This window comes from Halomonas sp. ATBC28 (assembly GCF_005937175.1).
Lineage (GTDB): Bacteria > Pseudomonadota > Gammaproteobacteria > Pseudomonadales > Halomonadaceae > Vreelandella > Vreelandella titanicae.
Window position 1 is genome coordinate 91,478 of record NZ_VCQL01000001.1, and the last position, 20,543, is coordinate 112,020.

The 20,543-nt window shown below is 55.5% G+C and carries 17 protein-coding genes; 8 read left to right on the forward strand and 9 right to left on the reverse strand.

Annotated features, from left to right (window positions below):
• Window positions 1-18: 18 nt before the first annotated feature.
• Complete coding sequence (locus E0L35_RS00435; protein WP_022521657.1) at window positions 19-282, reverse strand: TspO/MBR family protein; 264 nt, start codon at window positions 280-282, stop codon at window positions 19-21.
• Between the two features lie 216 nt (window positions 283-498).
• Between E0L35_RS00435 and E0L35_RS00440 the strand changes: the two genes are divergently transcribed.
• Window positions 499-1,344, forward strand: coding sequence for a LuxR C-terminal-related transcriptional regulator (locus tag E0L35_RS00440; protein ID WP_138799276.1), 846 nt, complete (start codon window positions 499-501; stop codon window positions 1,342-1,344).
• Between the two features lie 4 nt (window positions 1,345-1,348).
• Here the strand turns inward: E0L35_RS00440 and E0L35_RS00445 are convergent, their stop codons facing one another.
• Both E0L35_RS00445 and E0L35_RS00450 read right to left on the reverse strand, forming a co-directional pair.
• Window positions 1,349-2,848, reverse strand: a complete 1,500-nt coding sequence (locus tag E0L35_RS00445; RefSeq protein WP_138799277.1) for an aldehyde dehydrogenase — start codon at window positions 2,846-2,848, stop codon at window positions 1,349-1,351.
• Entirely contained in the window at window positions 2,845-4,092 is a 1,248-nt protein-coding gene (locus E0L35_RS00450; RefSeq protein WP_138799278.1) for a M20 family metallo-hydrolase, read from the reverse strand. Before E0L35_RS00450 ends, E0L35_RS00445 begins: the two co-directional genes overlap by 4 nt.
• A gap of 160 nt (window positions 4,093-4,252) precedes the next feature.
• On the opposite strand from E0L35_RS00450, the gene E0L35_RS00455 reads away from it, so the two are divergent.
• From E0L35_RS00455 to aguA, 3 genes are all read left to right on the forward strand, one after another.
• Window positions 4,253-5,653 (forward strand): aminotransferase, encoded by a 1,401-nt coding sequence (locus E0L35_RS00455; RefSeq protein WP_039857358.1) that lies wholly within the window; start codon window positions 4,253-4,255, stop codon window positions 5,651-5,653.
• Between the two features lie 74 nt (window positions 5,654-5,727).
• Window positions 5,728-7,074 carry a Na+/H+ antiporter NhaC family protein gene (locus E0L35_RS00460; RefSeq protein ID WP_039857355.1) on the forward strand — a complete coding sequence of 449 codons (1,347 nt, stop codon included), beginning with the start codon at window positions 5,728-5,730 and terminating at the stop codon, window positions 7,072-7,074.
• Window positions 7,071-8,201, forward strand: a complete 1,131-nt coding sequence (aguA, locus tag E0L35_RS00465; RefSeq protein ID WP_051430584.1) for an agmatine deiminase — start codon at window positions 7,071-7,073, stop codon at window positions 8,199-8,201. Before E0L35_RS00460 ends, aguA begins: the two co-directional genes overlap by 4 nt.
• A gap of 72 nt (window positions 8,202-8,273) precedes the next feature.
• Here aguA and E0L35_RS00470 read toward each other — a convergent pair whose 3' ends face one another.
• Window positions 8,274-9,392 (reverse strand): alkene reductase, encoded by a 1,119-nt coding sequence (locus E0L35_RS00470; RefSeq protein ID WP_138799279.1) that lies wholly within the window; start codon window positions 9,390-9,392, stop codon window positions 8,274-8,276.
• A gap of 306 nt (window positions 9,393-9,698) precedes the next feature.
• Here E0L35_RS00470 and E0L35_RS00475 point away from each other — a divergent pair, with 306 nt between their 5' ends.
• Complete coding sequence (locus E0L35_RS00475) at window positions 9,699-11,258, forward strand: Fic family protein (protein WP_138799280.1); 1,560 nt, start codon at window positions 9,699-9,701, stop codon at window positions 11,256-11,258.
• A gap of 114 nt (window positions 11,259-11,372) precedes the next feature.
• On the opposite strand, the gene E0L35_RS00480 is transcribed toward E0L35_RS00475, so the two are convergent.
• From E0L35_RS00480 to E0L35_RS00500, 5 genes are all read right to left on the reverse strand, one after another.
• On the reverse strand, window positions 11,373-11,747 hold the full coding sequence (locus tag E0L35_RS00480; RefSeq protein WP_138799281.1) for a hypothetical protein: 375 nt from the start codon (window positions 11,745-11,747) through the stop codon (window positions 11,373-11,375).
• 161 nt (window positions 11,748-11,908) lie between these two features.
• Window positions 11,909-13,096 carry a Xaa-Pro peptidase family protein gene (locus E0L35_RS00485; protein WP_171051081.1) on the reverse strand — a complete coding sequence of 396 codons (1,188 nt, stop codon included), beginning with the start codon at window positions 13,094-13,096 and terminating at the stop codon, window positions 11,909-11,911.
• Between the two features lie 69 nt (window positions 13,097-13,165).
• Window positions 13,166-13,900: a sulfite exporter TauE/SafE family protein gene (locus E0L35_RS00490; RefSeq protein ID WP_138799283.1), complete on the reverse strand. Its 735-nt coding sequence runs from the start codon at window positions 13,898-13,900 to the stop codon at window positions 13,166-13,168.
• Between the two features lie 11 nt (window positions 13,901-13,911).
• Window positions 13,912-14,592, reverse strand: a complete 681-nt coding sequence (locus E0L35_RS00495) for a lysozyme-like domain containing protein (RefSeq protein WP_171051082.1) — start codon at window positions 14,590-14,592, stop codon at window positions 13,912-13,914.
• Between the two features lie 87 nt (window positions 14,593-14,679).
• Window positions 14,680-16,098, reverse strand: a complete 1,419-nt coding sequence (locus E0L35_RS00500) for a PLP-dependent aminotransferase family protein (protein ID WP_027957078.1) — start codon at window positions 16,096-16,098, stop codon at window positions 14,680-14,682.
• A gap of 265 nt (window positions 16,099-16,363) precedes the next feature.
• On the opposite strand from E0L35_RS00500, the gene E0L35_RS00505 reads away from it, so the two are divergent.
• Genes E0L35_RS00505 through gabT form a run of 3 tightly spaced genes read left to right on the forward strand, consistent with a single transcriptional unit; the run spans window position 16,364 to window position 20,543 of the window.
• Window positions 16,364-17,779, forward strand: coding sequence for an APC family permease (locus E0L35_RS00505; protein WP_138799284.1), 1,416 nt, complete (start codon window positions 16,364-16,366; stop codon window positions 17,777-17,779).
• 29 nt (window positions 17,780-17,808) lie between these two features.
• Entirely contained in the window at window positions 17,809-19,260 is a 1,452-nt protein-coding gene (locus tag E0L35_RS00510; protein ID WP_138799285.1) for an NAD-dependent succinate-semialdehyde dehydrogenase, read from the forward strand.
• An 11-nt stretch (window positions 19,261-19,271) separates the two neighbouring features.
• On the forward strand, window positions 19,272-20,543 hold the full coding sequence (gabT, locus tag E0L35_RS00515) for a 4-aminobutyrate--2-oxoglutarate transaminase (protein WP_039857345.1): 1,272 nt from the start codon (window positions 19,272-19,274) through the stop codon (window positions 20,541-20,543).

Here is a 20,543-nt window from a genome sequence, read left to right on the forward strand (position 1 = left end):
TCAGCGCTCAGGCTTTATTTAGCCGACGACAGTTTGTTTACGCCCAAAGAACAGCCACGACCACGCGGCATTGACCATAAGCTGCAGCGCGTAAGCCGCTAAGCTTGCTGAGCGCCATACTGAGTCATTCGCCATATAAATACGCCAAGCGACGATAGCCATCAACAAATACAGTATGCCCCAAGCGAAGGGGAAAGCGATATTCGGTGGTGTCCAGCTTGGCTTACTTAGTTCGCGGAACCAGCCATCAGGCCGAAAGCGCGCACCCAGTCGTGGCGGCAAGGCCGACGAGCAGTAGAGACACCAGCAGCGCTAATAGCGAAGCAAGCATTCATTACCTGTATGTTCAAACGAAAGAATCAATAGCCTAGCAGCGTTTATCCAAGAGGCTCAACACAAAGTAATCACGAGCCGTAATGAGTCAATTGTATTGCCTGAGTTTACCGTGTTCGCGCAAGGCAGTATTGTTTTGTCAAACAACCTAATGAAGCGCTACTCATGAAATACTGCTCAACAACCGATGATATCGATAGTACCTTTCTGGCAAGTGCGGGAAGTGCAGCTTGGCATCGGCATATGGCGAGCTTGGTACGCTCATCGGGACAGCGCGATTTCCCCGTTCGTCTGGAGCAAGTGCTGCGCGCGCTAACCGGTTTCGATACGATTCTGATCAATACCTACAAAGGGCGTCACAGACCACTACTGATTCACGACGATTACCCGTCTGAAAATCGCCCTCAAGCGATAGATCGCTACCTCAGCGGTGCGTATTTATTGGATCCTTTTTTTACCGCCATGAGTGGTGGCCTGGATAGCGGTGTGCACCGGTTGCGGGAGCTAGCCCCTGATCGTTTTGAATCCAGTGATTACTATGCTCACTATTATCGCGCGTTAGGATTGGCGGATGAGGTGGGTCTCTTCGCACGTGTGGGGGATGATGTCTTGATGGTGGTATCGCTGGGCTTTCAGGCAGAAGCTCCCTTGAAACGACGTGCATTGCAGGTGTTGAAGAGTGTGGTGCCGATGATCGAAACCTTGTTGATGGAGTTCTGGAAATGGCAGGGCGTCCTCTTCCAGCCGACCTTGGAAAAGGACGCCCCGGTGGAAGCTGCCTTCGTAAGCTTTGGCCGAGAGGTTTTAACGGCACGTGAACAGGAAATCGTTCGTCTGTTGCTCGCAGGGCACTCCACCAAATCGGCGGCCCGGGAACTGGATATCAGCGATGGCACTGTGAAGGTACACCGCAAGCATATTTACCAGCGTCTGGATGTCTCCAGTCAATCGCAGTTGTTCCAGCTATTTCTTGAACACGTGGCCCTCATTTCCCGGCAGTTGAGAGGCTAAGGTGCTAGGTTTGTAGCGCCATCCAGATGGTTTTGATCTCGGTATACTCGTCAAGCGAGTGAAGCGATTTATCCCGCCCATTACCGGATTGCTTAACCCCACCGAACGGCACTGTCATGTCCGGGCCTGCCCAGTTGTTAACGTAGACTTGCCCGGAGTGCAGCTTGCGTGAGACGCGCATAATACGATCAATGTCCTGGCTCCAGACGGCGGCAGCCAAGCCGTAGTCGCTGTCGTTGGCAAGTGCCAAGGCCTCTTCTTCGGTATCGAAGCCAAAGACAGACAGCACCGGCCCGAAGATCTCTTCGCGACCTATCGTCATGGCTGGGGTGACATCGTCAAACACGGTAGGGGGAATAAAGAGTCCAGGGCCATCTAACGGCTGCCCGCCCGAGCGTAGCGTGGCGCCCTCTTCCTGCCCCTGACGGATATAATCAAGCACTCGTTGGTATTGAGTGTCATCCACCATCGCCCCCATAAAGCTTTGCGGGTCGAGTGGATCGCCTGGTTGCATGGCAGCCGCAGCGTCCACCACTTTCTCGACGAAAGCGTGGCGAATGCGGTTTTCCACCAACAGCCGCGAGCCAGCGATACAGACCTCTCCCTGGTTATGAAAAATCGCCGCGGCAGCATGCTGAGCTGCGGCGTCCAGGTCTTGGCAGTCGGCAAAGATGATGTTGGGGCTCTTGCCACCGCACTCCAGATACACGCGTTTCAAATTGGACTGACCCGCGTACTGCATAAGCTGTTTGCCCACTTGAGTGGAGCCGGTAAAGGCGAGGCAGTCGACCTGCATCGACAGGGCCAGCGCTTTACCCACGGTATGGCCATAGCCGGGGAGCACTTGAAACACCCCGGCGGGTAGGCCCGCTTGTTGGCTTAGTTGAGCAAGGCGTAGCGCCGATAACGGCGACTTTTCTGACGGTTTGAGAATAACGCTGTTACCGGCCGCCAATGCCGGTGCAATCTTCCAGGCGGTCATCATGAGCGGGAAGTTCCAGGGGACGATGGATACCACTACCCCGAGTGGCTCGCGCACAATCAAACCGAGATGATGGTCTCCCGTCGGGGCCACCTCACCATAAAGCTTATCGATACTTTCGGCGGTATAGCGCAGGCAGCCGATGGCACCGTCAATATCCCCCAGTGCACTGGTAATCGGTTTCCCCATATCCAGAGTGTCTAGCAGGGCAAGCTCGTGTCTATGGGCCTGCATTAACGCCGCCAGATCAAGCAGCGTGGCTTTGCGCTGACCTGGGGCGAGTCGCGACCACTCTCCCTGGTCAAAGGCCTGCCGAGCTGCGCGGGTAGCGAGCTCGGCATCAGCGTCATCACAGCTGGCGACCTCAGCCAACACTTCGCCGGTGGCTGGGTTCACCGTGGTGAGTGTGGCTCCGCGCTGCGCATCGACAAAGGTGTCGTTGATATAGGCACGGGTTTCAAAGGAGAGTGTGTCTGCCAGTGCTTGCCACTCGGCCAGGTTCGTTGGGACAGTTGTGCTCATTGGGTAACCTCAAGGTCGTTAGCGTTATGCAGTAGCGCGTCGCACAGCACCTGGGTGCCAAGTGCACACTGCTCTGGTGTTGAGTACTCGGCTTCGTTATGGCTAATGCCACCGCGGCAGGGAATGAAGATCATCGCGGTGGGCGCCACCCGTGATACATACACCGCATCATGGCCCGCACCACTGAGCATACGGCGGTAAGTAATGCTTCGCGCCCTGGTCGCCTGTTCGATGGATGCAATGCATTGGTCGTTAAATGCCACCACCGGGGAGCTCCAGAGGCGTTGCGGTGTTATCACAACACCAAAGGTCTCTACCAAGGCATCTAGCTCGCTATAGAAGCGGGCCTCCAGCGCGTCTAGTTGATCATCGTGCACATGACGGAGGTCGACAGTCATGGTGACCTGGGCGGGAATCACGTTGCGAGAAGGCGTATCGATCTCCAGGCAGCCAAAGGTCACCTTGCTGTCACCGCTGGTGTCGGTGGCGGCGATGGCGTATAGCCGATCAATGAGCCGGGCGGCAGCGGCCAGGGCGTCGTGACGATATGCCATGGGGGTGGTGCCCGCATGGGCAGCGCTGCCTTCAATCGTCAGGTCAAACCAGCGCATCCCTTGCACCCCAGTGACCACACCGATATCTAAGCCCTCCTCTTCAAGTACCGGCCCCTGTTCGATATGCAGTTCCAGAAAACTGGCTAACCGAGGCTCGCCAATAGGCAGGCTTCCCTTCATGCCTGTCTCCTCAAGGGCCTGTCCAAAACTAATCCCCTGTTCGTCCTGGCGAGCTAGGGTCTCCTCCACAGTAAACACCCCCGCATAGGTGCCGGAAGCCATCATCGCGGGGGCAAAACGGCTACCTTCCTCGTTCGTCCAAACGATCAGTTCCAGAGGTCGTTCGGTAACGATTTGCTGGTCGTGCAGGGTGCGAAACACTTCCAGACCCGCGAGAACCCCCAGCACGCCGTCGAAACGACCGCCTTTGGTCTGTGTATCTAGGTGGCTGCCGACAGCGGCGGGCTCCAGGTCGTCACGTGCACCGGGTCGGCGGAAAAAAAGGTTCCCCACGGCATCACTGCGAACATGGCAGCCAATATCCGCGCACCACTCGATCAACTGCTGCCGACCGGCGGTATCTTCGGGGGTCAGTGCTAAGCGGTTGCTGCCGCCATTGGGGGTAGCGCCGATCTCTGCCATGGCCATTAAACTTGACCACAATCGCTGACCATCGATGGAAACTTGCATGGCGTGTCTCCTGTTGTGTTTGTTGGGTTAAGGGGATCCACCATAGGAGGCCTTTCGCGCAGCCGATATACCCCAATGGGGATATATTCCCGACATTGTTTTCCCCGCTAGCCTGTGAAGTCACCTCAACAACGGCTTCCTAATAAGCGAGGGTATGACGATGACTCAACAGCAGGCGAAAGGCTCTTACGACGCGAAAGACCTTTGGCAAAAAGATAAAAATCACTTTATCCATCCCTTTACCGACTTCAGTGTGTTCCACGAAAACGGCTGTGACTTAATTACCGACAGTGATGGTATCTATGTCGAAGATGCACACGGCAACCGCTTTATCGATGGGATTGCCGGCCTGTGGTGTGTCAATGTGGGCCACGGCCGTGCCGAAATTGGCCAGGCGATGGCCGAGCAAGCCACACGCATGGCCTACTTTTCCACTTTTAATAATCTCTCCAATGCCCCGGCCACCGAGCTGGCGGCCAAGCTCTCAGAGCTTGCGCCTGCCCACTTGAACCATGTGTTTTATAGCTGCGGCGGGTCAACGGCAAACGATGCCACCATCCGGCTTGTGCATTACTACTTCAATCGCTTGGGCAAGCCTTCGAAAAAGCGGATCTTGTCGCGCACCAATGCCTACCACGGCACCACCTACATGGCGGCGAGCCTGACCGGTATCGCCAGCAATAACTGGCAGTTCGATACACTTGATCTGGTGACCCATCTGAGCGAAGCCAACTGCTATCGCCGCCCAGAGGGGATGAGTGAGGCCGAGTATTGTGATCACCTGGTCGATGAACTCGAGCAGACCATTGACCGGCTAGGGGCGGATAACATAGCGGCCTTTATTGCTGAGCCAATCATGGGCGCGGGAGGCGTATTGGTGGCACCACAGGGCTACCATTCCCGCGTGCAGGCCATATGCCGTGCCAACGATATTCTGTTCATTGCTGATGAAGTGGTGACAGGCTTTGGACGTTTAGGGCACTTCTTTGCCTCAGAAGCCGTGTTTGAAACCCAGCCCGATATTATCAATGTGGCGAAAGGGCTTTCATCTGGGTATGCCCCATTAGGTGCAACGCTGATATCTGACGCCCTGTATGCGGTACTAAGTACTCCTCAAGGCCCCGGCGGGGTATTGAGCACCGGCTTCACCTATTCTGGGCATCCCGTGAGCTGTGCTGCAGCGCTTAAAAATATCGAAATCATTGAGCGTGAAGGCATTTGTGAGAATGTTCGCGAAGTTGGCCCCTATCTTGAATCCAAGCTCAAAACGCTCGCCTCTCATGAAACGGTAGGTGATATACGTGGCAGTCATTTCATGATGGCGATTGAAAATGTGGCTAATAAAACGACCAAAGAATTACTCCCCGTTGACGCGCGCGTAGGTGACCGCGTGGCCGCTGAAGCACAGAAACGTGGTTTGATTATTCGGCCGGTTGGTCATCTCAATATCATCTCGCCGCCCCTGATCTGGACGCGTCAAGTAGTCGACGACGTCGTTGCTATTCTCGACGAAGCGTTTGCCGCCACCACACGCTCACTTAAAGCGGATGGTTACCTATAAACACTGCTATTCGGGACGGGCGTTAGCGCCCGTCTTCAGTAGTGACCTACGACAACGATAAAGGGGAATAACCAATGGAAGAGTATGGAGTTTTAAGCCTTATACCCACGTTAGTGGTTTTAGTCATGGCGATTATTACCAAGCGCACGATTGAGTCCCTTCTGGCAGGCGCGCTGGTAGGCTTATTAATGTTTCAACCCCTCAATGTCATTACCCAAGGGTCGGATATACTTCTATCGGTATTGGGTAATGACACGGTGACGTGGATTATTCTGGTGTGCGGGCTATTTGGTAGCTTGATTGCCTTGCTGGTAAAAACCGGAGGGGTGTTAAGCTTTGGTGATGCCGTTACCCGACGCATCCATACCCGCCGACAAAGCTTGTTAGCTACCTGGGGGCTGGGACTAATCATTTTTGTCGATGACTATCTCAATGCGCTGACCATTAGCGCTTCCATGAAGAAAATCACTGATCGCTTTAACATATCCCGTGAGAAGTTGGCCTATATCGTAGACTCCACTGCAGCGCCGATCTGTATTCTCGTACCGTTTTCCACCTGGGCTGTGTTCTTCGCAGGTTTGCTGGAAGAGAACAATGTCGCTGGTAACGGCATGGAGCTGTACATCCAAGCCATACCGTTTATGTTTTACGCCTGGATAGCGGCGGCGCTGGTGCCCCTGGTGGCACTGGGCATTATCCCCAATCTTGGCCCGATGCGAGCAGCGGAGGCCCGCGCTGAAGCTGGCCAGCCGCAACCAGATGGCGCTGACGACAGCGCGCTGGAAATAGAAGATACAGGCAAAAAACGCCCTCATCTGCTCAATTTTCTGCTTCCCATTGCGACGCTGATTTTCTTCACCTGGTATTTTGAGATTGATGTGCTGCGCGGCGTGATTGTGGCGCTTGCAGTGACGCTAGTGCTTATCGCGGTGCAACGGCTGTTAAGCTTCAATGATACGTTTGACACCGCGTTGGATGGCTTCAAAGCCATGATTATGCCACTCGGCACGCTAGTGGCTGGGTTTGTGCTTAAGGAGGTGAATGACCTGCTTGGCTTAACCAACTATGTGATCGAGAGTGTTCAGCCTTTAATGACCGCGGGTATGCTACCGGCGGTTGTCTTTGTCACCATGGCCTTTCTCGCTTTTGCGACCGCCTCCTTCTGGGGACTGTTTGCCGTGGCGATGCCTATCGTATTACCGCTTGCCAGTAGTATGGATGCGCATATGCCGCTCGTGGTGGGGGCTTTAATCTCCGCCAGTGCCTTTGGCAGCCACGCCTGCTTTTACGGTGATTCTACCGTTCTTTCTGCCCAAGGGGCGGGGTGTACGCCAATGGCCCATGCGTTAACGCAACTTCCCTATGTCTTAATAGCCGCTGCCGTGGCAACGGGCTTCTTTATAGTGGTGGGGAATATATGAAACACGCGCCGACCTTTCCTACAACGGCCACCGAACCTCTGGCGCGTGAGCTAACACCCAAAGCATTGGGCTTTTCAATGCCGGCGGAGTTTGCGCCTCATGCAGCCTGCTGGATGCTGTGGCCACAGCGCCCAGATACATGGCGCTACGGTGCGAAGCCCGCTCAGCAAGCCTTTGTGGATGTGGCTGTGGCGATTGCTGAGAGCGAGACGGTCTTCGTGGGTGTCAACGATGAGCAGTATGAAAATGCCCGTAATCAGTTGCCTGCGCATATTCGGGTGGTTGAGTTGTCCAGCAATGATGCTTGGATGCGCGATGTTGGCCCCACCTTCATTACCCATCCCGATGGGCGACTCGCCATGGTGGACTGGGAGTTCAATGCCTGGGGCGGGTTGAAGGAGGGGCTCTACTTCCCATGGGACAAAGACAAGCGGGTTCGTTGTAAAATTAGTGAGATGCTGGGTATTCAACGATTCGAGGCCCCGCTCGTATTAGAAGGAGGAGCCATTCATGTGGATGGTGAAGGTACGCTCATCACCACGGAAGAGTGCTTGCTGAATCCTAATCGTAATCCGGAGATGAGCCGCGCCACGATCGAACACTGGCTGCAGGAGTATTTAGGTGTCAGTCACATCATCTGGTTACCGCGTGGCTGTTATCTCGACGAGACCGATGGCCACGTTGACAACCTGTGCTGCTTTATTGCGCCAGGCCATGTTGCGCTAACGTGGTGTGAGGATGAGCAAGATCCCCAGGGCGCTATTTGCCGGGAAGCCTTGCGTGTGCTGGAAAACGCCACGGATGCTCAAGGTAGGCGGCTCACTATTCATAAGCTGCCCCAGCCAGGCCCTCTACATATTGCCGAGGATGAGGCCAGTGGGATTGATCGCCTCAACAGCTCGCATCCCCGCTTACCTGGGGATCGCATGGCAGGCTCTTACGTCAACTTTTATATTAGTAACTCGGCCATTGTGATGCCCTTGCTGGATCCTCGTTACGATGAACAGGCCAAAGGCATTCTATCCCGGTTATTTCCCACGAAGAGGGTGATCGGCGTTGCGGCAAGGGAAATACTGCTTGGCGGCGGGAACATTCACTGCATAACTCAGCAGCAACCACGCGTATAGCGTTTCGCAGGAAAAACGCCTTGTTCAGCCACAGGCTGAACAAGGCGTGGTGATAAAAATCACTCTTGGTCGTTACTGGATACGGTCATAGCCATTATTCATAAATGGATAGTCGGTGTATCCCTTCTCATCACCGCCATAGAACGTTTCGTGGTTCGGCTCGGTGAGTGGTGCGTTAACTCGGAAGCGCTCCGGCAAGTCGGGGTTGGCGATGTAGGGGCGGCCAAAGGCCACGGCATCAGTGGTGTTTTCGCTGATGCGTTTATCGGAGCGCTCGGCGTCGTAGTTGCCGCAGTAGATCAGGCTGCCGCTAAAGCGTTCGCGCATCTGCTCGCGGAAACCATCGGGGAAGGTGATATCGCCACCGGCCCAGTTGGGTTCGTTCAGGTGCAGGTAGGCAAGGCCGCGCTTGGAAAGCTGCTCGGCCATGTAAAATGCCATCGCTTCCGGCTCATCGTCGGTCAAACCAAACAACTCGATAAATGGTGTCATACGGATGCCGACCCGGTCAGCCCCGTAAACGGCAATCACCGCATCAACCACTTCCAGCGGGAAGCGAGCACGGTTTTCCAGCGATCCGCCATACTGGTCGGTACGCTTGTTGGTGCCCGTCGCCAGGAACTGGTTAAGCAAGTAGGCGTTCGCGGCGTGGACTTCGACCATGTCAAAGCCGGCACGCTTGGCGCGTTCGGCCGCTTGGCGATAGTCGGCAACAATGCCTGGGATCTCGTCGGTTTCCAGCGCACGTGGCGTGCTGGTGGGGTGCTGACCCGCGGTGCCATCTTCAAACTCTACGAAACACTGGGCGCCTTCGCCTTTCAAGGCACTCGGTGCTACCGGCTGTTGGCCGTCAGGTTGAACCATTTCGTGAGAAACTCGCCCAACGTGCCACAGTTGCAGAGCAATACGGCCACCTTTGGCGTGTACTGCATCAACAACGCCTTTCCAGCCTGTTTCCTGCTCATCCGTCCAAATACCGGGTGTATACACGTAGCCACGGGCAGTGGGAGATATGTTGGTGGCTTCGCTGATGATCAGTCCCGCTCCTGCGCGCTGGCCATAGTAAGCTTCCTGAATTTCACCCGGTACGCTATCGGGTGTACGCGCACGTGTCAGTGGCGCCATAACAACCCGGTTAGGAATCGATAGGCTACCCAGTTGGAGGGGAGTAAACAGTGTTTCGAAAGCCATCAATTAAGCTCCTTTTGAATGCTTCGATGAAATAGTACGCACAAGAATAGACCAGTTTACTAGTTAGCGCCAACCATCCTATTTTCAGACCGTTACCCTGTGCGCCTATCCCTTAATGCAAAACCCCTCCTGTAAAATCAGGCGGGGGCATTAAACATAGAAAAATACTTATTGGCTTGAATAAAGCTGATGCCGCTCGCGCCATAATTGCATTTGCATGCACCGTTCTACATCATGAGGTTAACTTAAACGTTATAAGGCCTTACACGTGCTGTATGACGTTAACCAAACGCTTGAGTAGGCGGCATGACACCTAAACTCCCCATCAACATTGATGACTTGCTCCATCACCGCACGGTGGAAAACGAACGCATTGAATACAAGGAAGGTTGGAACCCTGAGTCCATCCTGCATACCTTGTGTGCCTTCGCTAATGACTTTCACAATTTGGGTGGCGGTTATGTACTGGTGGGCGTTGCTGAAAAGAATGGCCAACCGCAGCTACCGCCTGCTGGTTTATTACCGGATCAAATCGATGCTATTCAAAAAGAGCTGTTAAATCTTGGGCACTCAGCGATTGCGCCGCACTATCACCCGTTAACCGCGACTTATGAGATCCAGGGCAAAACAATTTTGGTGCTATGGGCTCCGGGAGGTGAAACACGCCCCTATAAAGCTAAAACCAGCTTGAGCAAGAAGAGTGATTGGGCCTATTACCTGCGCAAACATACCAGCACGGTGAAAGCATCGGGGCGGGATGAGCGCGAGCTGCTAAGTTTGGCGGCAACCGTGCCCTTTGATGATCGCTATCGCCAAACTGCGAATTTAAGCGATCTTTCTCCCTATTTGATGCGTGATTTTTTGCACGACATTAGCAGCGAGTTAGTGGGTGAAGCCCGAGACCTGGATATTGAAACCCTGGGCCGCCGAATGAATGTGGTTGGTGGGCCAAGCGAAATGGCTTTTCCTAAAAATGTAGGGCTTTTGTTTTTTAACGAGCAACCCGAGCAGTTTTTCCCCGCGACTCAGATAGATGTGGTGTATTTTCCAGATGGTGCCGGTGGCGACCATTTTGAAGAGAAGGTATTTCAGGGGCCTCTGGGGCGTATCACCCGCGATGCATTAGACTACATTAATCGCAACTATCTGAAAGAGGGCGTAACAAAACACGCTGATCGCCCACAGGCCGAGCGTTTCTGGAACTTTCCGCTGGCAGCCATTGAAGAAGCCGTGGTGAATGCTGTTTATCACCGCTCTTATGAAATTCGTGAGCCCATAGAAGTTCGTATTGATGGTCAGGAGCTTGTGGTGCTTAGCTTCCCAGGGCCAGATCGCTCTATTCGCTTGCAAGACCTGCAGGCAGGCAAAGCAGTCAGCCGCCGCTATCGCAACCGGCGTATCGGCGAGTTTCTGAAAGAGCTGGATTTAACCGAAGGCCGTTCAACGGGCGTGCCAAAAATTCTTCGGGTCATGAAGGCGAACGGTTCTCCAGAGCCAGTGTTCGAAACTGACGATGAACGCAGTTACTTTTTGATTCGCTTACCCGTTCATAAAGGTTTTTTGGTAGATGAGGACATAGCTTCTGTAGCAACTATGCAAGTAACCGAACAAGTAACCGAACAAGTAACCGAACAAGTAATGCGGTTATTGCAAGCTCTGCTTGAAGAGCCAATGAGCACTAAAGCACTTCTTGAGGCGTTATCACTCACGCATCGCCCCACGTTTTTACAAAATTATTTACAACCGGCATTGGCACTGACATTGATTGAAATGACGCAACCTGACTCGCCGCGTAGTCCAACCCAAAAATATCGATTAACAAACCTAGGTAAGCAAGTGCTTGCCACCAAGAATACGCATCAATAAACACCGCCCTTATCACTTCCAAGGTCTAGAGCTTCTCTATTGCCTGCTATCTTGACACCGGGGGCATGCTGACAAGCGCCAATAGATACTTCTTCTGGCCTCTCCAATGCTCGTTCAATTCCACTTCGCCCAAGGCCAACGCCGTTTGGCGGGAGTGTCGATCTGCTGCAGTGCGCTTGAAAGCGGCAGCATAATGGCACCCAACTGGCGATAGCAGACCGCGCTGCTGAGTACCCCTGGGCACTGTTTGAGTAGCAGCTCGCACTGTTGCGAGGCGATATAGAGCTGTTCGGTGACGGCTGGGGCAAACAGCGGCTTGGACTGCTGGCAGCAGCGAGTGAGCTCCCGCGACAGCATGGAAAGCATGCTGGTATCCATCCAGCAGGGCAGCGGGTCTTCCAGGCGGCCGGCAATAGAGTGCTGCACCGCTTCAAAAGAAGTGCGCAAAAATATGACCGTTTGGCGAAGTTGCCGCTGCTCGCTAGTCATTCCACTGCTCCCTCACGCTGGTTGCTTCCTGTGGGCATAATGTGGGCATAGACCCGACCATCTACTATCTGAAATAAAGAGAGTGTTTCTCATTTGCATCTTTGTTGACGATAGCGCTACTCCATCGACCTGTCAATGCTATGGCTATAAGGCGCAGTAGCTTATGAGCCCGCCTCAAACAGCTGCCAGTCGTTATTGGTCAGTGGTTTTGCTCCATTTTTAGTAACCACCACGGTGTCGCTTATGCCAACGCCCCACTGGCCGGGCACACGTAGGCAGAGCGGCAGGTGGAAAACCATATTTGTTTCAAAAGTACGGGCCTGCCCTTTGGCGATAAAGCCGGTGCCCTCCACCCAGCTAGGTGGAAACTGCGCACCCACGGCATAGCCAAAGACACCGGAGAAAAAATACTGGTCACGCTGGGGGGCGAGTAGGGCATCAGCCGCCTGGGCCGCGGCATCAAAAGTATTGCCTGGACGCATGGCGTCGCAGAGCGCTTCAAACAGTGAGCGGCAAAGATCCCGAGTGGCGGAGAGAGCCGGGTTTGGAGCACCCGTCACGGCAGTGCGCATCATGGGTGCCGTATAGCGTTGATAGGCGGCGCCGAACTCTAGGAAAACCGGCTCGTTAGGCTGGATAACACGCCGCTTATGATTAACGTGAATCACCCCAATTCGGTGCCCGCTAGTCACAATTGGCTGGAGGCTCATAAACTCGCTGCCGTTTTCAAGCAGCGCTTTGGCGCCCACGGCGGCAATATCGTTATCGGTCATGCCGGGGCGAATACTCTGTATCGCGGTCTCTAACCCGAGAGCGGTGATTCGTGCGCTCTCTTGCAGCATTTCAAGCTCGGCGGGGCTTTTTACGATCCTAATCGCATCGACCACTGTGCCTGCTTCGCTAAAACGCTCACGGCTAATAGTCTGCATCAGCGCATCGATCACTCCAAAACGCAGCCCGCTGCTCCAGCCATCAATACCAATTTTCGAGCAAGGGGAAAGCAGGTCTGCCAGTGGCGTGATGATTTCATCCAAGTTTTCCCAGCGGTAACCGATGATCTCATCGACCCGAGCGGTAACTACTGCCGCACCGGTTTCAATCGAGGCGACTTGTAGCACTAGCCGCGCTTGGGTGCAGACTAGGCAAGCGTGCACCGAGACTTCAAAAGTGTGGTAGCCGGTGAGGTAATTGATATCGGCGGGGTCGGTTAGCAGCAGCGCATCTAATCCATGCTCTGCTATGGCATTGCGCACCTTATCCAGGCGCACCTGGTATTCGGCAGCGGGAAAAGGCAGCTCACTTTGGGCGAGCGTTTCCGCAAGGGCTGTGCGGTAGTGGTGGTAATCCATAGCGACCTCCATTAATAGGTAAGGTCAGTATAGGCACCTGCTTTAAGCTCGCTTTTATCTGCCTCAACGCTAGCGGGTGAGCAGGAAGATCCCCTGAAAAAAGTAGAAGACCCCAATACCGGTCACGATCCAGCGCGTCCAGGTGCGGAAGTTGGCATCGGTGAGACGGTGTAAAATGCGGTTGCCGGTATGGGTGCCAAAGATTGCAAACGGCGCCGCTAGCAGCACAAGGCCCCATTCGCCGGTACTAAGCGCCATGGCGGCGCCGAGATAGAAGATGATTTTAATGCTGTGCGCCACTACCTGAATCATTGCCTTGGTCGCCACGACTTGGCGACGATCCATGCGTGAGCGCACAAAGAATATATCGATTAGCGGCCCGGAAACCCCTGCGGCAATCGTCAAACCGCCAGAGGCGATGCCGCAGCACAGCGCGTGGCTGGCGCGGTTGGCATCCAGGTGAAACCAGCGCTTGGGCAGCCATACCAAAATCGGCATTAGTCCAATCAAAATAGAGACGCTGGCGGCATTGGGGCTGTAGTTGAACAGCAGAAGCAGGCCCGCGGCGCTTAGTACACCCAGCGTCATAAAAGCGACGATAGGCCAGACAATATAGCGTCGCGATAGCCATGCTCGCGACCCATTCGCGGTGAGCTGTATAACGCCGTGCACCGCCATCGCCGTGCCCGCGGGAAAGATCAGCAGCAGAAACCATAGCAGTACCAATCCGCCCGCCATACCAAACACCCCGGAGAGCATCGAGGTAAAAAACACCACGCTAACAGCACCCATCCATAGTGACATCGTCAGCTTCCTTAACTACGACAGAATGGCCAGACCTGGTAAAACTTGCGGCATTGAAACTCCGCTTCGCAAGCATTGAGCTGGGCTTGGTAACGGTTAGCGCGAGCAGCTACTTGTCTCCCCGCACTCAATACCTGTGGTTTGCCGCGGTAAGAACCCCGCTGGTAGCCCCCCGCGCCTTCGTGATAGGCGTAGTAGAGGTGCTCGGGATTGCTGAGCGATATGCCCGCCTGCTGCTGGGAACGACGGTTGTACCAGCCAATAAAGTCCGTGGCGTGTTTCATATGAGTACGCCGGGCAAACAGGCTGCCCGCTTGATCCTCATACTCCCCCCAAACGGGGTCTTGGGCCTGGGCGTAGCCTTTGGCAGAAGAGGGCCGGGGGCCGGGGATAAAGCCTAGATAGTACTTGCGATCCGGGCGGATATGGCTACGAAACGAAGACTCCTGCTGAATAAACGCCATCTGGGTGGCGATCGGTGTGCCCCACTTCTCCTCTGATTCCTGGGCGTAGTCGTACCAACTGGGCTGCTCGCGGAAGATCTCGCAGATATTGCTTTGATCCTGAGGCGGGTTGGGCGCAAAGGTGGCGCAGCCCGAGAGCAGGAGCACAAGACTTAGTGATGCCCAGAGGCGAAGCCTAGCGAAAGCAGCCGAAGAGGCGACGATGAAATTATCAACAGGGTGACGCATAAAAGTCCTTGTGTATAAACCGTTCAAAGCTTGTGGATAAGGTGTTGAGAAACACTTCCTTCCTTACCTGTGCACTATTAATAACGCCTAGCGCAGCAGTGCTTCCAGGCTGCGACGCAGGCGCTGTGCTTCACGCACCAGCGTTTCCCCTGATAGCATGCCGACGCCCATTACTAAGCCGACGCGCGGATCGGTTGGTGCACACACTGGGCTTAATGGACGCACAATTAAATGCTCTTTCAGCAGTGACTGAGCGATTCCCACATCGTTAACGCCCGGCTCAAACTCGACGCAAAGGCTAATAGCACTGCTCGGTGGCGAAACGCTGCGCACCTGCGGCAGCGAATGTAGTTGATCATGCAGCACCTGTTGGCGCCCTAGGTAGTCGCGTTGAATGCGCCGACACCAGGCATCCAAATCACCATCAAAAATAAATTGTGCTAGTACGGCCTGATCCAGCATGCGTCCTTCGCGGAATAGTTCACTGCGCAAGCGGTTCATTGGCCCCGCTAAATGACGCGGTACCACTAAATAGCCTAAGCGCAGTCCTGGAAACATCATCTTGGAAAACGAGCCCACCAGCAAGTGGCGCTCCGAGTGCGGGTCAAAGAGCAGATTGGAGTGGTCGTCGCGGTTAAACTCGTAATCATCTTCGACAATATACGCGGGCGCTAGGGCATCGCATAAGCGCTGTTTATCCACCGCACTGGTAGGCACGCTGAGCGGGTAATGGTGCGAGCCGGTCAAGTAGGCCAGCTTGACCGGGCCAGGAGCAGGCGGAAGCATGTGCCCCTGACCTGGCAGCCACGCCACCGGTTCGATTTCCAAACCTGCGGCGGTAAAGACGTTGCGCGCTCCCCAGTAGCAGGGCGACTCCATGGCAACAGTGTTGCCCACATCAGCCAACGCCACGGCGCATAGCTCAATGCCGTTATGGGTACCGTCAGTGATGATGATCTGTTCCGTGTCGCAACTAATATTGCGCCAGCGCGCCAGAAAATCGCGTATCGCGCGCTTTAATGGGCCGTAGCCACCGGTGGAGTAGGAGAGCAGCAGGGCGTTTTGCGGCACCGTTACGCTGGCGTAGAGCTGCCGCCATTTACGCATCGGGAATTGAGCGATATCGGGAATACCCGGCACGAAGGCACCGCTTTGAATCATGCTCGCGCCGGGGCCATCCAGAACCCGTTGGGCGCGAGAGGAGAGCTGTGCATTGCCACGCAGGGGAGGGCTTGGCGTAATTGGGCGGCACGTCCAGGTGCCTTGGCCATGGGCGGTTTTAAGCAGTGCTTCTTCGAGTAGCGTATGGATCGCCAGCGCCAGGGTTTGGCGGGCAACGCCAAGGGCATCCGCCAACTGGCGATGAGAGGGCAGCCGCAGCCCGGCAGGCCACTGTTGGGTAATGGCTTGTCGCAATGCCTGCTCAATACGCACCTGCTTACTCAATCGCTCCGGTTGGAGTGCATAAAGCTGTACAAGTTGGTGCACGACCTCCTTACGATCCATTTGGACACCCCTTAATCCCGCTTAACCCGCTAACGGCGGGCACTTAGACGAAAGCCGTATGAAAATAGTGCACCCTTTCGGTGCGTATGAAAAGTGGTCTAGTCGAACGCAAAAGTGGTGCATTCGCGTTTTCGCTCCCGCCTGCTAGCGTGTTGCTATTCTGTTTAACAAGCCCGTTTAAAAAACGAGGCCGCTAAAACAGGATCAGGATACTGCGCCCCTGAGCGCCTACGACAACATCCAATAACTCGCAGGACAATTTCAAATGACCACATCCTCATCACAACAGGAAGGGCTCGTCCGGGTACTCGCCCGTGGCGATGTATTAGCGCTGGCCTTCGGTGCCATGATCGGTTGGGGCTGGATTGTACTCACCGGTACCGCCATTCAATCCGCTGGCAGCCTAGGCGCCATTATAGCGTTTATTATCGGCGGTTTAGCGATTGTCTTGGTTGGCCTTACCTATGCTGAACTTGCCGCTGCGATGCCTAAAGTCGGTGGCGAGCACGTCTACAGCTACCGCGCCCTAGGCCACTTACCCTCTTTTTTGTGTACCTGGGCGATTATTCTAGGCTACTTAAGCGTGGTGGCCTTTGAAGCGGTAGCACTTCCCACGGTGATTGAACACTTGGCGCCCAACTATGCCGTTGGTCATCTGTGGACGATTGCCGGGTGGGAAGTGAAAGCCACCTGGGTAGCCGTAGGCGTGGGCGGCTCGCTGGCCATGATGGTAATTAACTACTTCGGTGTAACGACCGCTGCGCTGCTGCAAAAGGTAGTGACTGGGTTAATTCTGCTGGTGGGCGTCATGTTTGTCACCGGTTCGCTGTTTGAAGGCGAAACCATCAATATGATGCCGCTCTTCACCCAGGCCGACACCGGTGTGTTCGCAGGCATTGTAGCGGTGCTGGTGATGGTGCCGTTTCTGTTTGTGGGTTTTGACGTTATCCCCCAGGCCGCTGAAGAGATCAATCTGCCCTATAAGGCCATCGGCAAAGTACTGATGATGTCAGTCATTCTGGCGGTGGTGTGGTATGCGCTGATTATTCTGGCGACCAGCCTGGCGCTCAACAGCACTGAACTGGCGGCCAGTTCACTGAGTGTGCCGGACGCCATGGGAAGCCTGTTTAACGCCGCGTGGGCCAGCAACTTAATGGTCATGGCGGGTATTGCGGGCATTATTACAAGCTGGAATGCCTTCTATATTGGCGGTTCCCGGGCAATCTATGCCCTCGCTAAAGCAGGCATGCTGCCAGCCCCCTTTGCCAAGCTGCACCCACGCTACAAAACGCCCACTAACGCCATCTTTATGATGGGCTTTCTCTCCTGTCTGGCGCCTTTCTTTGGCCGCCCTGCGCTGGTGTGGATCGTTAACGCCGGTGGTTTAGGCATCGTGTTGGCCTACCTGTTTGTGGCGATCTCCTTTGTGGTGCTGCGGGTGCGCGAGCCGGATATGCCGCGCCCGTTCAAGGTTAGCAACGGCAAGTTGTGCGGCACTCTGGCGATCATTCTCTCTTTCGCAATGGCGTGCCTCTACCTGCCCGGTAGCCCGGCGGCACTTAGCGGCGCTGAATGGATCATCTTTGCCGGTTGGGCCGTATTAGGCCTCGCGTTATATGTTCACGCACTGCGCACTTATGGCCGTGATTACAGCGACCGTCATATGAAAGTTGACCTGTAAGTTGTCCACCGAGACTTAAGGAGCCTCTTATGAGCTTTATCGAACAGTGGTTGCACGACGGCGTCCCTGCCCTGATTGGCACTGAATGGCGTACAGGCAAGCAGAGCTTTGCGGTAGATAACCCCGCCACCGGTGAAACGATTGCCCGGGTGGCCGATATGGACGCCGACGATACCCGTGACGCCGTCGCTGCGGCTTACAACGCTGGTGCTGCCTGGCGAGCCACGCCAGTGAAACAGCGCTCTGCACTGATGCGCCGCTGGTTTGACCTGGTCATTGAGCACGCCGACGACTTGGCCCGCCTAATGACCTTGGAGCAGGGCAAACCGTTGGCAGAAGCCAAAGGCGAAGTGATCTACGGTGCGTCGTTTATTGAGTTTTTCGCCGAAGAGGCCAAGCGCATGGCAGGGGAAACCCTGCCCAGCCATGGCGCGGATAAGCGCCTGCTGGTACTGCGCGAGCCGATCGGTGTGGTGGCGGCGATTACCCCGTGGAACTTCCCGCTAGCGATGATTACTCGTAAGTGCGCCCCGGCCTTGGCCGCTGGCTGCACCGTAGTCATTAAACCCGCAGAAGCTACGCCGTTAACGGCGCTAGCCGCTGCTTACCTGGCGCTGGAAGCGGGTCTGCCTGCAGGCACCATTAACGTGATTACTGCCTCAAAACCGGCAGCGGTGGGTGAGGTGCTCACCACGGATTCACGGGTGCGCAAAGTCTCGTTTACCGGCTCCACCCCGGTGGGTAAGCACTTGCTTGCCCAGTGCGCCAGTACAGTGAAGAAGGCCGCCATGGAGCTGGGGGGCAACGCGCCGTTTATCGTGTTTGACGACGCCGATGTAGATGCCGCTGTTGATGGCGCAATCGCCTCCAAATTCCGCAACGCTGGGCAAACCTGCGTATGCACCAATCGCTTCCTGGTGCAGGACGGCATTTACGATACGTTTGTCAGCAAGCTCACCGAGCGAGTGAACGCACTGAAGGTTGGCGATGGCCTGGCGGATGGCAGCATTATCGGCCCGCTGATTAACCAAGCAGCGGTAGATAAAGTGCAGCGCCATGTGGACGACGCAGTGAACCAGGGTGCTCGGCTGCTCTGCGGTGGTAAGCCTCACGCCGCAGGCGAGCGCTTCTTCACTCCCACGGTGCTGGCGGATGTGACCACCAAGATGGCCGTGGCCGACGAAGAGACCTTCGGCCCGGTCGCGCCGGTGTTTCGCTTCCAGCGCGATGAAGAAGCCATTGCCATGGCCAACGATACACCCTTTGGCCTGGCGGCTTACTTCTACGCTACGGATTACCGCCGCATCTGGCGCACCATGGAGCAGCTGGAGTACGGCATGGTCGGTGTGAATGAAGGGTTGATCTCCACCGAGTTGGCGCCGTTTGGCGGCGTTAAAGAGTCCGGGTTGGGTCGCGAAGGCTCCCACCACGGTCTTGATGAATTTACTGAACTTAAATATGTCTGCGTTGGCGGTTTATAAGGAAAGCTATGATGACTAACCAAGAATTGAACGACCTGAAAAACCGCTACGTGGCTAACGGTGCTGCCACGCCGACAACCCAGTTTGCCGAGCGCGCTGAAAATGCTGAGCTGTGGGATGCCGACGGCAACCGCTGGATCGACTTCGCGGGCGGTATTGGTGTGCTGAACTTGGGCCACCGCCACCCGAAAATCGTCGCCGCCGTTGAAGCGCAGCTCAAGAAAGTCATGCACACCAGCGCCGCGGTCATTTCCTACGCGCCCTATGTGCAGCTGTGCCAAAAGCTCTGCGAACTAAGCCCGGTGCGCGGCCCTGAGCGCAAAGCGATGCTGGTCAACACCGGTGCCGAAGCGCTGGAAAACGCCGTGAAGATTGCCCGCGCTGCCACTGGCCGCACCGGCATTATTACCTTCGACGGCGCTTTCCACGGACGCACCATGATGACCCTGGCCATGACCGGCAAGGTGCTACCGTACAAGAACGACTTCGGCCCTATGCCGGGCGACGTGTTCCGCGCCCCATTCCCGAATCCGCTGCACGGCATCAGCGAAGAAGCGTCTTTGGATGCCATTCGCACGCTGTTCAAAACCGATATCGCCCCGCACCGTACAGCGGCCATCGTGATTGAGCCGGTTCAAGGTGAAGGCGGCTTCTATATTGCGTCACCGGATTACCTTAAAGCGCTGCGCGCGCTGTGCGACGAGCACGGTATTCTACTGATCGCCGATGAAGTGCAGTCCGGCTTCGCCCGCACCGGCAAGCTATTTGCCCTCGAACATAGCGACATCGAAGCGGATATTCTCACCACCGCCAAAAGCCTGGCTAACGGCATGCCGCTGTCGGCTGTTGTGGGTACCGCCAAGGTAATGGACGCCTCCGGCCCCAACTCGCTAGGCGGCACCTACAGCGGCAATCCGCTCTCCTGCGCGGCAGCGCTGGCGGTGATCGAGGTGATCGAAGAGGAAAATATTCTTGAGCGCAGCGAGCAGATGGGCAAGATGCTCGCGGAGCGTTTTGCTGTTTGGGAAGAGCGATTCCCCGCCGTTGCCCACGGCCGCCAGCTAGGCGCCATGGCAGCGTTCGAATTGCTCGATAGCGAAGGAAAACCCGATACAGCGCTAACCGGTGCGCTCTGTGCCAAAGCCCGCGAGAAAGGCCTGATTCTTCTCTCCTGCGGCTTCTACGGCAACAGCATCCGCATTCTGGTGCCGCTAACCGTCTCTTCCGCGGTGTTGGAAGAAGGGCTCAGCATTATCGAGCAGTCCCTGGAAGCGCTTAGCTAA

What these genes read in the sequence shown, in the direction of transcription:
- E0L35_RS00440 (WP_138799276.1), top strand. Translation starts at nt 499, where the DNA reads ATGAAATACTGCTCAACAACCGATGATATCGATAGTACCTTTCTGGCA.
- E0L35_RS00445 (WP_138799277.1), bottom strand. Translation starts at nt 2,848, where the DNA reads ATGAGCACAACTGTCCCAACGAACCTGGCCGAGTGGCAAGCACTGGCA.
- E0L35_RS00450 (WP_138799278.1), bottom strand. Translation starts at nt 4,092, where the DNA reads ATGCAAGTTTCCATCGATGGTCAGCGATTGTGGTCAAGTTTAATGGCC.
- E0L35_RS00455 (WP_039857358.1), top strand. Translation starts at nt 4,253, where the DNA reads ATGACTCAACAGCAGGCGAAAGGCTCTTACGACGCGAAAGACCTTTGG.
- E0L35_RS00460 (WP_039857355.1), top strand. Translation starts at nt 5,728, where the DNA reads ATGGAAGAGTATGGAGTTTTAAGCCTTATACCCACGTTAGTGGTTTTA.
- aguA (WP_051430584.1), top strand. Translation starts at nt 7,071, where the DNA reads ATGAAACACGCGCCGACCTTTCCTACAACGGCCACCGAACCTCTGGCG.
- E0L35_RS00470 (WP_138799279.1), bottom strand. Translation starts at nt 9,392, where the DNA reads ATGGCTTTCGAAACACTGTTTACTCCCCTCCAACTGGGTAGCCTATCG.
- E0L35_RS00475 (WP_138799280.1), top strand. Translation starts at nt 9,699, where the DNA reads ATGACACCTAAACTCCCCATCAACATTGATGACTTGCTCCATCACCGC.
- E0L35_RS00480 (WP_138799281.1), bottom strand. Translation starts at nt 11,747, where the DNA reads ATGACTAGCGAGCAGCGGCAACTTCGCCAAACGGTCATATTTTTGCGC.
- E0L35_RS00485 (WP_171051081.1), bottom strand. Translation starts at nt 13,096, where the DNA reads ATGGATTACCACCACTACCGCACAGCCCTTGCGGAAACGCTCGCCCAA.
- E0L35_RS00490 (WP_138799283.1), bottom strand. Translation starts at nt 13,900, where the DNA reads ATGTCACTATGGATGGGTGCTGTTAGCGTGGTGTTTTTTACCTCGATG.
- E0L35_RS00495 (WP_171051082.1), bottom strand. Translation starts at nt 14,592, where the DNA reads ATGCGTCACCCTGTTGATAATTTCATCGTCGCCTCTTCGGCTGCTTTC.
- E0L35_RS00500 (WP_027957078.1), bottom strand. Translation starts at nt 16,098, where the DNA reads ATGGATCGTAAGGAGGTCGTGCACCAACTTGTACAGCTTTATGCACTC.
- E0L35_RS00505 (WP_138799284.1), top strand. Translation starts at nt 16,364, where the DNA reads ATGACCACATCCTCATCACAACAGGAAGGGCTCGTCCGGGTACTCGCC.
- E0L35_RS00510 (WP_138799285.1), top strand. Translation starts at nt 17,809, where the DNA reads ATGAGCTTTATCGAACAGTGGTTGCACGACGGCGTCCCTGCCCTGATT.
- gabT (WP_039857345.1), top strand. Translation starts at nt 19,272, where the DNA reads ATGACTAACCAAGAATTGAACGACCTGAAAAACCGCTACGTGGCTAAC.